The 14057-nt window shown below is 43.6% G+C and carries 12 protein-coding genes; 3 read left to right on the top strand and 9 right to left on the bottom strand.

From position 1 onward, the window contains the following. Nucleotides 1–103: 103 nt before the first annotated feature. The 3 genes from LX73_RS05760 to LX73_RS05750 all read right to left on the bottom strand — a co-directional run bounded on the left by LX73_RS05760 (nt 104) and on the right by LX73_RS05750 (nt 3009). Nucleotides 104–325 (bottom strand): helix-turn-helix domain-containing protein, encoded by a 222-nt coding sequence (locus LX73_RS05760; protein WP_148898537.1) that lies wholly within the window; start codon nt 323–325, stop codon nt 104–106. Nucleotides 326–327: 2 nt separating this feature from the next. Further along, the gene (locus LX73_RS05755) at nt 328–969 is read right to left on the bottom strand and encodes a DUF2975 domain-containing protein (RefSeq protein ID WP_148898536.1); all 642 of its coding nucleotides are present in this window, start codon (nt 967–969) and stop codon (nt 328–330) included. A gap of 849 nt (nt 970–1818) precedes the next feature. Beyond that, nucleotides 1819–3009, bottom strand: coding sequence for a phosphorylase family protein (locus tag LX73_RS05750; protein WP_148898535.1), 1191 nt, complete (start codon nt 3007–3009; stop codon nt 1819–1821). A 545-nt stretch (nt 3010–3554) separates the two neighbouring features. On the opposite strand from LX73_RS05750, the gene LX73_RS05745 reads away from it, so the two are divergent. From LX73_RS05745 to LX73_RS05735, 3 genes are all read left to right on the top strand, one after another. Further along, nucleotides 3555–4028 (top strand): peroxiredoxin, encoded by a 474-nt coding sequence (locus LX73_RS05745; protein ID WP_148898534.1) that lies wholly within the window; start codon nt 3555–3557, stop codon nt 4026–4028. 12 nt (nt 4029–4040) lie between these two features. Next, complete coding sequence (topA, locus tag LX73_RS05740) at nt 4041–6584, top strand: type I DNA topoisomerase (protein ID WP_148898533.1); 2544 nt, start codon at nt 4041–4043, stop codon at nt 6582–6584. Nucleotides 6585–6687: 103 nt separating this feature from the next. Continuing rightward, nucleotides 6688–7257 carry a hypothetical protein gene (locus tag LX73_RS05735; protein WP_148898532.1) on the top strand — a complete coding sequence of 190 codons (570 nt, stop codon included), beginning with the start codon at nt 6688–6690 and terminating at the stop codon, nt 7255–7257. Here LX73_RS05735 and LX73_RS05730 read toward each other — a convergent pair. The 6 genes from LX73_RS05730 to dnaX all read right to left on the bottom strand — a co-directional run bounded on the left by LX73_RS05730 (nt 7254) and on the right by dnaX (nt 14054). After that, nucleotides 7254–7544: a hypothetical protein gene (locus tag LX73_RS05730; protein ID WP_148898531.1), complete on the bottom strand. Its 291-nt coding sequence runs from the start codon at nt 7542–7544 to the stop codon at nt 7254–7256. The two genes, LX73_RS05735 and LX73_RS05730, sit on opposite strands and share 4 nt — an antisense overlap. Before the next feature lie 93 nt (nt 7545–7637). Then, nucleotides 7638–8819: an NAD(P)-dependent malic enzyme gene (locus LX73_RS05725; RefSeq protein ID WP_148898530.1), complete on the bottom strand. Its 1182-nt coding sequence runs from the start codon at nt 8817–8819 to the stop codon at nt 7638–7640. 210 nt (nt 8820–9029) lie between these two features. Continuing rightward, complete coding sequence (locus LX73_RS05720) at nt 9030–10925, bottom strand: M1 family metallopeptidase (protein WP_148898529.1); 1896 nt, start codon at nt 10923–10925, stop codon at nt 9030–9032. 73 nt (nt 10926–10998) lie between these two features. Next, on the bottom strand, nt 10999–11607 hold the full coding sequence (recR, locus tag LX73_RS05715; protein ID WP_148898528.1) for a recombination mediator RecR: 609 nt from the start codon (nt 11605–11607) through the stop codon (nt 10999–11001). Between the two features lie 70 nt (nt 11608–11677). Next, entirely contained in the window at nt 11678–12010 is a 333-nt protein-coding gene (locus LX73_RS05710; RefSeq protein WP_246138175.1) for a YbaB/EbfC family nucleoid-associated protein, read from the bottom strand. 139 nt (nt 12011–12149) lie between these two features. Then, nucleotides 12150–14054 carry a DNA polymerase III subunit gamma/tau gene (gene dnaX, locus LX73_RS05705; RefSeq protein ID WP_148898526.1) on the bottom strand — a complete coding sequence of 635 codons (1905 nt, stop codon included), beginning with the start codon at nt 14052–14054 and terminating at the stop codon, nt 12150–12152. Nucleotides 14055–14057: the final 3 nt, after the last annotated feature.

Here is a 14057-nt window from a genome sequence, read left to right as displayed (position 1 = left end):
GTGTACGACTGTTCTTTATTCAGGTTTCAGTGATAGAACGAATAGACATAAAGCGTGAATTGAAAATATATTGCCGAGGAATAAGGTCCAATGCGTTTGTGTTTCACCTCTCATCATTGGTGTCTGTCTCGTATTCCAAAATATCGCCTGGCTGGCAATCCAGTGCTTCGCAGATAGCGTTGAGTGTCGAAAATCGTACGGCCTTGGCTTTTCCCGTTTTTAGGATTGAGAGATTGGAAATCGTAACGCCGACTTCCTCAGAAAGCTCGGTCAGCGTCATGTCGCGCTTTACCAGCATCAAATCCAAATTTACTTTTATAGCCATGGTTATACTGTAAGCTTTTGTTCCTCATACAGCCGTGTGCCTTCCTCAAAAATGTAGGCGACCAGCAGAACCGCGAGCCCGGCTAGTCCCAGTTCCCATGCAATGGGTGGCCAGAACAGGGAGATATTTTCCGGCAGTTGAACTTGCTGAATGGTCAAATAGGAAAGCCAGCCGATACCGTACTTATAGGGGACTGCAAGCACCATCAAATAGCCGATTATTCGTAAGTTTTTTGAATTCTGTTTGCTCCAGGGTTGTTCCCGTTGGAGGCTTTGTAAAATTCGCTTGAGTAAGGTAAGTCCATACAGGATAATCCCATTGAGACCGAGGATCATTACACTTGCTAAAGAAGTGGTCCACGTGCGTTGGATCTCAGTGCCAAGTGTACTGACATCTAGTTCCACTATAGGACTTCCAAAGATATCCATGGTCTTGCTATTGGCAACTACTTTTGTAAAGTCTTGGATTTTAAACTGGGCCGGCAGATCAAAAGGAGCAAATATTCCAGACCCTAATAGTGTTCCCAATAGAAACAGTGCCGAGTACACTATAAACGAGAGGAGGTACATCGCCCACGCAAACTGAGCACAAAAGAGCAGGAATCCGGCAATGCTCCAGTCGTTTTTAAACCATTTCCAAGCCATAAATGTCAATTATTTCTTGATGTTCACCGGTAAATAATAAAAAATATTATTGAATAACAATAAATTTTTGTTGTTAAACAGTAAAGTATTGTTGTTTTAGGTGTAACATCATGAGGGGGATAATGAGGTGGAAAGGGTAGGCATTAAATAAAAACCCCGGCTATATTAAAGTTAACCAGGGTTAGAAATAAATTTGAAAGGAAATTGTTATCTATAAAGTCATTATTACCAAATAAATTATTATGGCAGTAATACCCAGAAGGTATGGAGCAAGCTTTGACTTATATTTGCTCTTATCAGTCTTGAGCAAATATATGCCAAATAAAAATAATCCCGTTCCGCCAATAATGTAAATTAGAATCATATTAGCAAAATTGGCGAAAGTAAGTAAAACGGCAGTAATCATAAAAATACCTGATACAATACGAAGCGTATTATTGGAAAGTAATTTCATTATTCCCGGGTATTATTTTTGTTTACATGCTAAATAAGCATCTCTGCATTCTGATAATCAGAATAATAAGGAGTTTGCTCTGGGAACCTATTGGCACAAGCACACTCTAGTACCTGTACATTTCATCCTTGTAATGCAAAATACACAAAGATGATAACCAATATTAAAGTGACCATGTTAATAGTGAAATAAGGTGTTTCAAACTGTTTTTCCCTGTGAAAATTAGACATTAAACCTGGTGTTAAGCCTAGTAATAAAAATACCATGATGTATTTGGCGGATCCGGGCCAAAAAAGCAAAACACAGATACTGATTACACAAGTGAGGGGTGTTATAAGAGGGAACCAAACAGAATTTAATATCTTATTTTTTTGTCCATTTCGACAGAAGTATGTTTAGCTATCCTCATCAGGTCCACCCATAAGGGGTTCATTCATTGCGCGGATGCTGGCGTTGGGCAATCCTTCCGGATAGCTTTCTTTGCAAATATCCAGGGCTTCAAGCACGATATCCAAGTGCATTTGCTTGGAGTCTTCATAAAAATTTTGTGCCTCATCACTGAGCTTGGGTTTGCCGTGCAGGGGCTTATCGCTCACGCAGAGCAGCGTAGCATTGGGGATACGATATCGGTAGCCGTTGGTGGCTACGGTAGCCGATTCCATATCCACAGCGATACTGCGGCTCATATGGATTTGTTCGACAGTCCGTCCTTTGACGAACTCCCAGTTACGATTGTTGGTACTATATACTGTGCCTAGCCGATGATCACGATTATAAGAATCGAGTACTTCCTTCAGATATACATTAAGCAGGTAGTTGGGTGTGATGGGGATGTTGAGCGGTAGAATCTCATCAAGCACCCCGTCGGCACGCATAAATCCGGTAGCTAATACAAAGTCGCCAATGGCTTGGTGATTACGGAGCCCGCCACAGTGGCCGACCATAATCATGGCATCGGGACGCAGTACAGCCACGTGATCAGTAATAGTTTTAGCATTTGAGGGTCCTACGCCAATATTGATAAGGGTTACGCCTTTATTATTGGGTAACTTGTGATGAAAGGCCGGCATTTGTACGCCGCCCCGACTCGGCTTTACACAGTCAGGATATTTTTTCAAAAACTCTTCTACGTGCATATCGTAATTGGTAAACAGGATATAGCGTTGAAAATCTTCGGGATCGGTGCCAGTGTAATGACTGAGCCGGTTCAGCGAAATTTCAATACGTTCAGGACTAAAGAGAAAGAGTTTCTTCTGGGTGATATCCCAGTCGTCCTCGTCAGTGTTTTCGAGCAGTTCCGGATCGTTGAGCGGGCGGCGTTCGCGTGAGGGTATCACCTTAATTTGAGCTCCTTTCTCACCCAATTTTTTTAGCTCCCGCAGCAGGTACCAGCGGTAGGCCTTAGGCTTGGCCATTTCTCCGGTGATAATGGGATTGTGTTTTGACCACGAACGTTTAACTAACACCTTCGGATATTCACCATCCTCATAAATAGATTCCATCAAATCACAGGCTTCTTCCATTTGCTGATGGAGTTCTTCAGTAGAGTCAATATCCTGAGTATTAAATTCGAATCGGTCTGACATAAATTTTAATCTTCTGGGTGAGTGATAATTTTAACGGCCACACTATATGTGATTGTTCAAGAAAATAAGGAATATCAGGCAGGAAATGGTAATGATTTAATGCCGTTATGTAGGAATAAATCAGAAATAACAATGAATTGCTACGTATTTTATCAGCAAGCAATACTTAGATGGTATAGATACAGCCGCATGGCGCAATTGGAGAGCTAAACTATTGCGGAAAGTGATATATAAGAGCAGATGGTTAATTTCATGAATGGTTATTCATAAATAGGATGTTGTTGCTCTATAATACTTGCAAATTGATTTTTTAGATATTGCGTTTACCCGCTATCTTACTTCCGCCGTCTTACATTTTATGGCTTCCGCCTTCATCTAATCTTCAATTACAGACCGTACCTTCGGCAATCAAAAGATTTATTGCAGTATCCTGCGGATCATTTTATTATAAAAGAATAAACATCGAATGAGATGAACGATTTTGGGTTGTAGTATAGTTAATACAAATCGTGAAACATTAATAAGCCAGGATTTTAAAAAACAATATGGTAAAGCAAGGAACACAAATAGATACCGATTTTGCGCTGGATATCGTGAAGGACGGCACTGAGCAGACGGTTACTTTTTCTGAATTGCTGGATCGTCCCACAATTGTTTCGGTGTATATGCGGAATAATACCTCAGGTTGCGACAAGCAAAATAAAAGTTTGGCAGATCAGGCGGACTGGTTTGATGAGCGCGAGTACAACCTGGTAGCTGTTAGTAAAGACAGCTGCGGCTCGCACAAGAATTACGCCGAGAAGCTTGATATTAACTATATATTGGCCTCCGATCCAGAATATAAGTTTGCCGAAGCAACCGATTCTATTGTTGATAAACAGATGTTTGGTAACGAATATCAGGCGCCCAGCCGTTCGGCTTATGTAATAGGTACCGATGGTACTGTACAAGCAATTATTGAAAAAGTTAATACCAACGATCACGCTGAAGAGCTCAAAGAAGTGATCAAGAATTTGTAGAAAAGTTATTATATGAAGTCTCTTGTAATTGTAGAGTCACCCACAAAAATTAAGACCCTCAAAAAGTATTTGCCGGACGATTATGTGATCGATTCGTCGATGGGACATATTCGTGATTTACCGGCGAATGCCAAAGAAGTGCCTAAGAAATTTAAAGGTGAAGAGTGGTCAAACCTGGGAGTGAATACCGATGACGGATTTGAGCCGCTCTACGTTATTCCATCCGGTAAAAAGAAGGTTGTACGCCGACTTAAAAAAGAGCTCAAAGATTCGGATGAACTAATTCTTGCTACTGATGAAGACCGCGAAGGTGAAGCCATATCGTGGCATCTCACCGAAATTTTAAAGCCCGATGTACCCGTTAAGCGGATGGTCTTTCGAGAAATTACCGAAGAGGCTATCAAAGAGTCACTTAATCATTTTCGGGATATTGATATCAACCTGGTGAACGCGCAAGAAGCACGACGTATTATCGACCGTCTTGCAGGATATACTATTTCGCCACTGCTGTGGAAGAAAATTGCACCCGGCCTTTCGGCGGGACGTGTGCAGTCGGTGGCCGTACGGTTTTTAGTAGAGCGGGAGCGCGAACGCATGAAATTTCGTTCTGCCCGCTACTGGGACTTAAAAGCGAAGCTGCACAAATTAAACGAGTCTGATATCTTTGAGGCTGATCTTACGCGTCTTGATGGAAAGCGTTTGGCTTCTGGCAAAGACTTTGATGAAAACACCGGCAAGCTTAAGAAACCGGAAAAGGTGGTATTGCTGGATGATGATTCAGCTTCAGAATTGCGTGATGATTTAAATGGAGCAGAATGGGAAGTATCAGAAGTAAAGAAAAATCGTCGCAAACGAAATCCGTCAGCGGCTTTTATTACTTCTACTCTACAGCAGGAAGCGAACCGCAAGCTGAACTTTTCGGCCAAGCGGACGATGGGTGTGGCACAAAAACTGTATGAAAATGGTCATATTACTTACATGCGTACCGATTCGGCGCGACTCTCGGGACAGGCCATTAACGCAGCCCGGAATGCGGTAAAAGATGAATACGGCAAAAAATATTTATTTGATCGTCCGCGAAATTACGGCGGACAAAAAGCAGCACAGGAGGCCCATGAGGCCATCCGTCCGGCGGGCAGTTATTTTAAGAAACCTCAAGAGGCCGGTTTATACGGTGACCAGTTTAAGCTGTATGATCTAATCTGGAAGCGTACCATAGCTACCCAGATGGCCAAAGCCGAGTTGGAGTTTACTAACGTGACTATTAAGGCTGATGCCGATGGCAAAGTAGCTGAATTTAAAACAAGTGGAAAAGAAATCATCTTTCCGGGTTTCTTCCGTGCGTATGTAGAAGGCAGTGATGACCCGAATGCGGCACTAGCAAATCAAGAACGATTTTTACCGAAGCTTGCCGAAGGAGAAGAAGTTACCGAAGAAGGTATCGAGCCAACCTCTCACGAGACACAGCCTCCTTCAAGATTTACAGAAGCGACACTGGTGAAAGAGCTCGAAAAACAAGGCGTGGGCCGACCCAGTACCTATGCATCTATCATAAGTACGATTCAAAATCGGGGTTATGCTGAGGCCGACGGCAAGACGCTGATTCCTACTTTTACAGCCTTTGCCGTAACGGAGCTTCTGGAAGAGAACTTGCATGATGTAGTGGACAGTGATTTTACATCCCAGATGGAAGCAAAGCTAGACCAAATTGCCCACGGTGAGCTTGATACTGATCAATATTTAAGTGAGTATTACAAGGGTGAAAAAGGCCTAAAGGCAAAAGTCGATGAGCAAGAAGATGAGATTGATCCCGATGATGCACGACAGCTCAATTTGCCGCTGCCGGGACTAAATGGGATTAATATTCTAGTGGGTCGGTACGGTCCCTACATCAAAAAGGAAGTAGAGGGCGAAGAACTGACTACTTCTATCCCTGAGAGCTGGAAGCCCAGTGATATAACGGTTGAAAAACTTGAGGAACTTATTGAGGCCGAAGAAAAGGGACCGCAGTCTATAGGTCAGCATCCTGATACCGGAGAGCCTATCTTTGTGTTGAATGGACGATACGGTCCTTATGTACAGGTTGGGGAAGTAACGGACGACAACAAAAAGCCTGACCGTGCTTCGTTGCTTGATGATATGAAGCCCGAAGATGTGGATGTAGATCTGGCACTGCGCCTGCTGGAACTCCCGCGTCCGCTGGGCGAACATCCCGATACTGGAGAAGTGGTACGTGCCGGGGTTGGCCGGTATGGGCCTTTTGTAGTGCATGACGGAACTTTTGCATCGCTCAAAAAGAACGATCACGTACTCGATGTAACTTTAGATCGTGCTCTGGACCTACTGGAGCAGAAGAAAAAACGATCATCAAAAAACAAAAAAGTTATTAAAGATCTTGGGAAGCATCCCGAAGAAAACAAAAAGGTACGTGTGATGAACGGGCGGTATGGTCCGTATATTAAATTTGGCAAGACGAACATTAGCCTCCCCGACGATTTTGATCCCGAAGATGTGAACATGGATATTGCCAAGCAGCTAATTGCTGAAAAGGGATAGCAATATAGAGGGGGATGTGAAATGTTTGGCAACGGTCGTCACGCATCTCACGTCCTGCAAAAAAAAATGATAATTCGGTTCCAGTTTTCTACCTTAAAGTGTGATGGAAAAACAGCCGGAAACATATTTTCGATACCCTTCGAATCTGCATGAGTTGGATTTGGCAACTCTGGTTTCGATGTATCGCGACCGCGGCATTCCTAAAAAAGCCAAGCCGGGAGAGTATTTTGTCTGTACGGTATCTAATAAACTCATCAAAGAGGGTAAGTGGTGGTTTGGCTCGTATTACAGCCAAGCGGCTTGGAATAAAACGCTTACTAAAGGGTGTGAGGGATATCCGCTGACGAAGGTGGAAATGAATGTGCTGGGACTCGTTTTTTCAGCTGAAAATGAAGCACCGCGCCGGGAGTATGTGGAACAGAACTCGGGGGCAGTTAGCAAGCTTGCCTATATGATTGTGAATGATTTAAAAGAGTTTGGTTTTCTTTCGCTGGATGACCAGGATCGATTGCTCATCACCCCACGTGGAGAGAAAGCACTGCAGGGTATCGCCAAGCGAATTACGGGCAAGAAATTTAAACCCGAAATACTTAAGGTCAATCAGGGAGAGATTAGAAATCCCCAAATTGAACGGGCGCCCAAAGAAGATAACGAACAGGCTGATTTATTTTAGTTGGTGTTTGTTTTAATCACAAAATCGCCGCTAATGCGAACTTCGTTGCTAAATGTTCCCCGTTCGGTTTTAAAGGTGTACGTATTTCCTTCCAATTGCCCTCGGCCTATACCTTCCCATTGCCCAACTAGTTTTCCGTTGGAATAAAGCCGGATGTCTTCGGTAACTTTTAGGTTTTCACTCTCTTTTGCAGTGGTTCCAGTATTATTGCTACTCACATATCCCAGGATTAAGGCGGAGGATAAAATAATAAGTACAGTGTTTTTAAGGTTTTCAATAGTCATCATAGTAAGCTCCTTAATTTGAATTGTAGTACCCCCCCTCAACATCAGGGGATATATAATCGTTTTAGGAGCTGTTTACTGAGAGGGGAACGTAGGCTAGAACGTCATGGAGTTATTTTGTTCGCAGACATCCTCTACAATATCGGCTACTTGCTTTGCTACGCGCTTATCAAAAGCACTGGGAATGATTTCTTCGGGTGTGGGGTCTTCAACACAATTTGCAATACCGTAGGCGGCGGCTACGTACATCTGGTAGCTAAAGTTGGATGTACGGGCATTAAGTGCTCCGCGGAACAGCCCCGGAAAGGCCAGAACGTTATTAATTTGGTTGGGAAAGTCAGACCGGCCGGTTGCTACAATACCGGCTTTTGCTTCGTGGGCTTCGGCGGGCATTATTTCGGGAATGGGGTTGGCCATGGCAAAGATGATGGGATTTTTTCGCATCCGTTTAATCATCTTTTTCTTGAGTACGTCTGGCACGGATACACCTATAAAAACATCTGCATCTTCAAGAGCATCACCGAGTGATCCTTTAACCCTTGTTCGATTGGTGATTTTAGCCATTTCCTTTTTAACACTGTTCATTTCTCCTCGGCCTTTATAGAGAGTACCCCGACTGTCGCACATAATAGTTTCACGAACGCCCACGTGTTGCAGCAGTTTTACAATTGCTACTCCGGCTGCACCCGATCCGTTAATAACGACTTTCAGGTCGTTAAGGTTACGTCCCGTTACGCGCATAGCGTTAATCATGCCGGCCAGTGTAACAATGGCAGTACCATGCTGGTCGTCGTGCATTACGGGAATAGAAAGTTCATCTTTTAGTCGTCTTTCGATTTCAAAACAGCGGGGGGAACCGATATCCTCCAAGTTTATTCCGCCATAGGTACGTGCTATATGCTTAATGGTAGTTACCATCTCATCAATATCCTGCGTGTCCAGCACTACGGGAACGGCATCAACGCCGGCAAATTTTTTGAACAGTACGCACTTACCTTCCATCACTGGCAGTGAAGCTTCGGGACCAATATTACCGAGTCCCAGTACCGCAGATCCGTCTGAAACAACAGCCACTGTATTTTTCTTCCAGGTATAGTCGTAGGCTTTGCTGTTATCGTTGTTAATTTGACGGCAGGGTTCAGCCACGCCCGGGGTATAAGCAACGCTCAGATCCTCACGAGTATCAAGCGGCATTTTGGATTCAATACGAATCTTGCCGCCGTGCTTTTTGTGGGCATCGATTGATCGTTGATCGTAATTATTTTCGTCTGAGGACATGTAAGGTGTTAACTGCTAATTAGTTTTTAGAGTAAACCCGAAAGATAACGGTTTTTTTGGATACAAAGAATCAAAAAACTGTTAAAAAAACAGTGCCAGAAATCTTTTGTAAAGATCATCGGACGTCTGAATTGGCTGTTTGATGGAAAAATAGAAGCAAAAAAAGAAAACCCGAGTAACAGAGACCCGGGTTTTCAAATCAATATAATATTAGTTGTTCTTGTATTGTTTTATATAATCCTTCATCCGGATAACATTATTACTGCGATCAATATCCGCCATGCGTTGTGAGGGATCTATTTCGACTTTTTTGATCTTTGAAGTAGGTGCGTCAACCTCAAGTGTATAGGTAGGATTGACCCACGGCCAATCGGGTTTAATAGTTCGCTGCACATCCGACATTTCATGATTTTTAGCATTCCGCATAATGCGTAGTGGCATATAAAACAACTCCTTACTGCCATCTTGATAGGTAACCATCAGGTCAATAGGCATAGGCATAAGCGCATGGCGCTCAAGAGTTATATGGGTAGATTGATCATTCCCTACAACTGAGCTGATACCGTAATCAATATGTTTGGTGGACTCAATGAAATACTGGTAATACCAGTCGAGCACCATGTTTGATTCTTCTTCCATCACGCGCAGAAAATCACGGCCATCAGGATGCTTAAACTCCCATTTGTTAAAGTAAGCTTTCATCCCCTGATCAAATGTTTCAGCGCCGATGATATAACGCAGTTGATTCAAAAAGACTGCCCCCGTTGAATACGATGCTGTTCCGTATCCGCGGTTGGTATGAAAGTGATCAGCATGAGTGTCCAAGGCCTCTTGTTTGCCATCTTCAATGATATTGAAATATGATTGGTATGACCGTTTATGCGGACGTTCGGTACTTTCGTTATTGAACAGATGATTCATCGTCAGGGTCGAAGTGTAGGTTGTAAATCCTTCGTCCATCCAAGGGTATCGGCTTTCATTGGTAGCAAGTACGCCGTAGTACCACATGTGGATAAATTCGTGTACCGTAACGCCTACGAGGCTACCAAATGATCGGTTCCCCGTAATAAGCGTACCCATAGGGTATTCCATGCCGCCGTCGCCACCCTGGATAACTGTAAATTTATCATAGGGATATTTACCGAAATTCTTGCTCATAAACTGAAAAGCACGCACCGTGTATTCAGGCAACCGCTCCCAGTTTTTGGTGAGCTTTTTCTGTGAACGCTTATCGGCATTGACGGCTACCGTATCTTGCTGATACAGAAAGTGTAATGTAGGTCCGTCGGGAACTTGTGCCGTGGTATGGGTAAAATCCGGATCGGCGCCCCACATAAAGTCGTGTACGTTTTCGGCCTTCCAGTGCCAGGTTATTTTTTGTGATTCGGGGCGATCGTATTCCTCGGCATAGCCGTAACCAATTTCATCTGCATTTTGCAGGTGGCCGGTTGCGCCCATTACGTACGAGCGGTCAATGGTAATTTCTACATCGAAACTACCCCAAACACCGTGAAATTCACGTCCGATGTATGGGTTTGGATGCCAGCCGTCTTCATCATATTCTGAAAGTTTCGGATACCACTGGCTCATTGAAAACTCAACACCTTCTTTATTCATCCAGCCTGAGCGACGAATTTGCCGGGGTACCTGGCTTTCAAACTCCATATTAAATACTGTGGACTCCCCAGGTAAAATGGGCTCATTCAGAGTGACTTTCATTACCGTACCATCCACTGAATAGCTGACATCATCACCATCTTGTGTAAGGTTATTGATGTGATGATAGCCTATTTCGTCTTTTGGTAGCTTTTGGATTCTGTCGCGCACTCGGCTGTCGGGATCTTCGATGGTTCGCGAGCGTACGTCCATCATGCTGTTCGGCTGAAAGGCATTAAAATATAGATGGTAATAAACCTGCCGAAGTGTATCCGGAGAGTTATTAGTATAAGTCAATTTTTGCGTACCGGTGAACTGGTGGTTTTCGGCATCAACATTAATGTCCATTTCGTATTCTACCTCTTGCTGCCAGTAGCTCGTTCCTTGCCCAAAGGCAGTAAGGGTGAATAGGGATAGAAAAATCGTAAGAAATAGTTTTGTTGATTTCATGTCTTATGATTGTGAATTAAGAATTAGCAATTAAGAATTCAGCATTCTCAATTGCTAATCCCTAATTTTAAAGCTAAAAAGTATTTCTGCTGGCAAAAGCTCTTCCGAGGGTGGCTTCGTCAATAAATTCGAGTTCCGTTCCCATGGGTATGCCATAAGCAATACGCGTGACCTTTATATCGTCAAATGGTTTTAACAGTTTGTTGATATAATAAGCAGTTGCTTCACCTTCGGAGTCGGGATTCAGTGCCAGGATAACCTCTTCAATATTTTCTTCCTCATCATTGATGCGTTCCATCAGCTGTTTAATGCGCACATCGTCGGGACCGATATTGTCGAGGGGAGAGATGACTCCGCCCAGCACGTGGTAACGCCCGTGAAACTCATTGGTCTTTTCAATCAAAAAAACATCCTGGGACTCTTCAACCACGCAAACTTTGCCGGTCTGGTGTTTTACGCTACTGCATATTGAGCACGGATCACCGTCGCTAATGACGCCGCAGTTTGTGCAGCGGGTGATTTCCTTTTTAAGGTTTACCAACGCCTCACCGAGCTCCATAACAGAAGATTCATCCTGTTTAAGTAAATATAGGGCGATACGCCGCGCCGATTTTCGTCCCGTGCCCGGCAGCTTAGCCAGCTGTTCAATGGCCTGCTCAAGTATTTCAGAGGTTCCTTCCATGTGATATTTGTTGAATGTTAAAAGTTAGAAGTTAAAGGTTTTCAAACCCTCAACTTTCAACGTTCAACAATTAAAGTCCCAGCTTACTCATGTCCATGCCGGGAATACCGCCGCCGGGCATCATATCCTTATAGGTTTCTTGCATGCGTTCTTGGGCGGCTTCTTCAGCTTTGTCGAGCGCTTTATTAACGCCGGCTACGACCAGGTCTTCCATCATCTCTGCATCATCTGGATCGATGACATCTTCATCGAGTGTAATACTCAAAACTTTACGCTGTCCGTTGGCTTTTACTTTAACCATTCCGCCGCCGGCTTCAGCTTCAACTTCAAGCTTAGAGAGTTCGCTTTTTGCTTCCTTCATTTTTTCTTGCAGTTCGGAAAATTTACCGAACATATCTGCCATATTTTGATCCATAATATTTTGTGTCTAGGTTGAAAAGTAATTCTTGTTAAGCTTTTCCGATATTCTGGATTTACTATCAGTAGATCCAGAAACAAGTTCAGTACAATAGTTCAGGATGACAAGCTTGAAAATTGTGTACTTACTGATTCAAATTATAATCAAGTTCAGCTCCAAAAAGTTCAACGAGCTTTTTAATTTTCGGGTCGCGTTTCTGTAAATTCTTAAACCGTTCATAGGGACTCATCGACTTTTCCGTATCGTTATCTTTTTGGCGCACAGTACAATTAAAGCTTAGAAAAGCCCCAATTTCATCCTCCAGCAGTTTGCTGAGCCGTCGATCATTCTCAGCTACAATTTTCTTTGCAAAATCATCATTACAGCGCAGCATAAGCTCTCCGTTTTTTAGCTCAACCGGGTCAACACGCTGCATCTGAAAATACAACATCTGCGGCACATGGTGACGTAATTCTTCGAGATAATCTTCCCACTGACTGTTGATTTCTTCCAGCGAAATATCCTTGGGTGCTTTGCTGGGTGACTTTGTTTTTGTTTGTGGCTTCTTGGACTTTGTCTGCGTAGTTGCTTTTGGTGATGAAGAGGGGGATTTGCCAAGAGACGATTTGCCAAATAAATTGGTGAAGTCTTCGTTCTCTTTTCCCGCTTCGGTTTCTTCGTGATCTGTTACATTGTCCTTCCCATTGGTTGAAGAGGAATCGTAAGTTTTATCGTCAGATTCTGCAGATACTTGTTTCTTACCAGTGTTTTCTGTTTTGGCAGGTTCGTCCTTTTGGGTATCGGCCTGTTGTTTGATGGATTCCCTGCTTTTTTGCTGTATGTCCTCTTCGCTCTGTCGCCCGTTTGTAGATTTTGTCTTGAAATTAGATTCTGTGTTTTCTTCTGAACTACTAGTCAGCTTTTGCCGTTTGCCGCTCTTTTTTTTTAAGTCTTCAAGTTGCTTCAGTAGTTTGTTAAGATTTTCCGTTCGCTCCATGTGGATGAGTTTCAAGAGCGTAATCTCAAACTGAATTTTAGGCTGCTGTGCTTCTTTAAGCTTATATTGGGCCTCACTTACAATATGCAGCATTCGCATAAGGTCATCTTCCGAAAAGTCCTCGGCCGATTTTTTATAGCGTTTTTTGTTATCCGGGGACGCTTCTACCAAATGCATCTTGGCTGAGCTGGCGGCAACATATAGATTGCGCAGGTGTTCAGTTAATCCCACTAAATATTCCTGGATGTCATAGCCTTCTTGCAACAGCTCATTGATTAGGTTAAGTCCCTTTTCGGCGTTTTTTGTTTTGACGGCTTCCATAAAATCAAACATCCGTTCGGTACTAACCACGTTCAAAGCGCGCAGCAGTTCTTCGTGCTGAATATCGCTACCGCAAAAAGCAATAGCCTGGTCCATCAGTCCGAGCGCATCGCGCAGGGCGCCATCGGCTTTTTTAGCAATAACATGCAGTGATTCTTCATCAATACGGATTCCCTGATCTTCGGCTACATTGTTGAGCCGATCTACAATCTCGTCAATACTGATGCGCTTAAAATCAAACCGCTGAACACGTGACAAGATAGTAGGCAGTACCTTGTGCGGTTCGGTGGTAGCAAAAATGAAGATAACGTGATCGGGGGGTTCTTCCAGTGTTTTCAGCAGAGCGTTAAAGGCCGACTTGCTGAGCATGTGTACCTCATCGATGATATAAATCTTATACCGACCGTTCTGTGGTGGTACCCGTACCTTTTCACGCAGGTCGCGGATGTCATCCACCTTGTTATTTGAGGCAGCATCAATCTCAATTACATTCAGCGTTTGGTTGAGCGATTCCCCATCTACTTCTTTGTCAATACTGTTTACCGTACGGGCCAACACGCGGGCCATAGTGGTTTTGCCCACACCCCGCGGACCACAAAACATATACGCATGTGCCAGCCGATTTTTTTGGATAGCATTTTTTAATGTACTGCTGACGTGTTGCTGCGAAACAATATCATCGAACGTTCGCGGCCGGTATGTGCGTGTTAAAGATCGGTAATTTTCAGACATCCA

The sequence above is a fragment of the Fodinibius salinus genome (assembly GCF_008124865.1).
In the GTDB taxonomy this organism is placed as follows: domain Bacteria; phylum Bacteroidota; class Rhodothermia; order Balneolales; family Balneolaceae; genus Fodinibius; species Fodinibius salinus.
The sequence above is the reverse complement of the archived record's forward strand: the minus strand, read 5'-3'. Positions and strand labels throughout refer to the sequence as shown.

Excerpts from the sequence above, each read along its gene's own strand:
- LX73_RS05730 (WP_148898531.1), bottom strand. The coding sequence starts at position 7,544 with ATGATGACTATTGAAAACCTTAAAAACACTGTACTTATTATTTTATCC.
- LX73_RS05745 (WP_148898534.1), top strand. The coding sequence starts at position 3,555 with ATGGTAAAGCAAGGAACACAAATAGATACCGATTTTGCGCTGGATATC.
- recR (WP_148898528.1), bottom strand. The coding sequence starts at position 11,607 with ATGGAAGGAACCTCTGAAATACTTGAGCAGGCCATTGAACAGCTGGCT.
- LX73_RS05750 (WP_148898535.1), bottom strand. The coding sequence starts at position 3,009 with ATGTCAGACCGATTCGAATTTAATACTCAGGATATTGACTCTACTGAA.
- LX73_RS05725 (WP_148898530.1), bottom strand. The coding sequence starts at position 8,819 with ATGTCCTCAGACGAAAATAATTACGATCAACGATCAATCGATGCCCAC.
- LX73_RS05720 (WP_148898529.1), bottom strand. The coding sequence starts at position 10,925 with ATGAAATCAACAAAACTATTTCTTACGATTTTTCTATCCCTATTCACC.
- dnaX (WP_148898526.1), bottom strand. The coding sequence starts at position 14,054 with ATGTCTGAAAATTACCGATCTTTAACACGCACATACCGGCCGCGAACG.
- LX73_RS05760 (WP_148898537.1), bottom strand. The coding sequence starts at position 325 with ATGGCTATAAAAGTAAATTTGGATTTGATGCTGGTAAAGCGCGACATG.
- LX73_RS05710 (WP_246138175.1), bottom strand. The coding sequence starts at position 12,010 with ATGGCAGATATGTTCGGTAAATTTTCCGAACTGCAAGAAAAAATGAAG.
- LX73_RS05755 (WP_148898536.1), bottom strand. The coding sequence starts at position 969 with ATGGCTTGGAAATGGTTTAAAAACGACTGGAGCATTGCCGGATTCCTG.
- topA (WP_148898533.1), top strand. The coding sequence starts at position 4,041 with ATGAAGTCTCTTGTAATTGTAGAGTCACCCACAAAAATTAAGACCCTC.
- LX73_RS05735 (WP_148898532.1), top strand. The coding sequence starts at position 6,688 with ATGGAAAAACAGCCGGAAACATATTTTCGATACCCTTCGAATCTGCAT.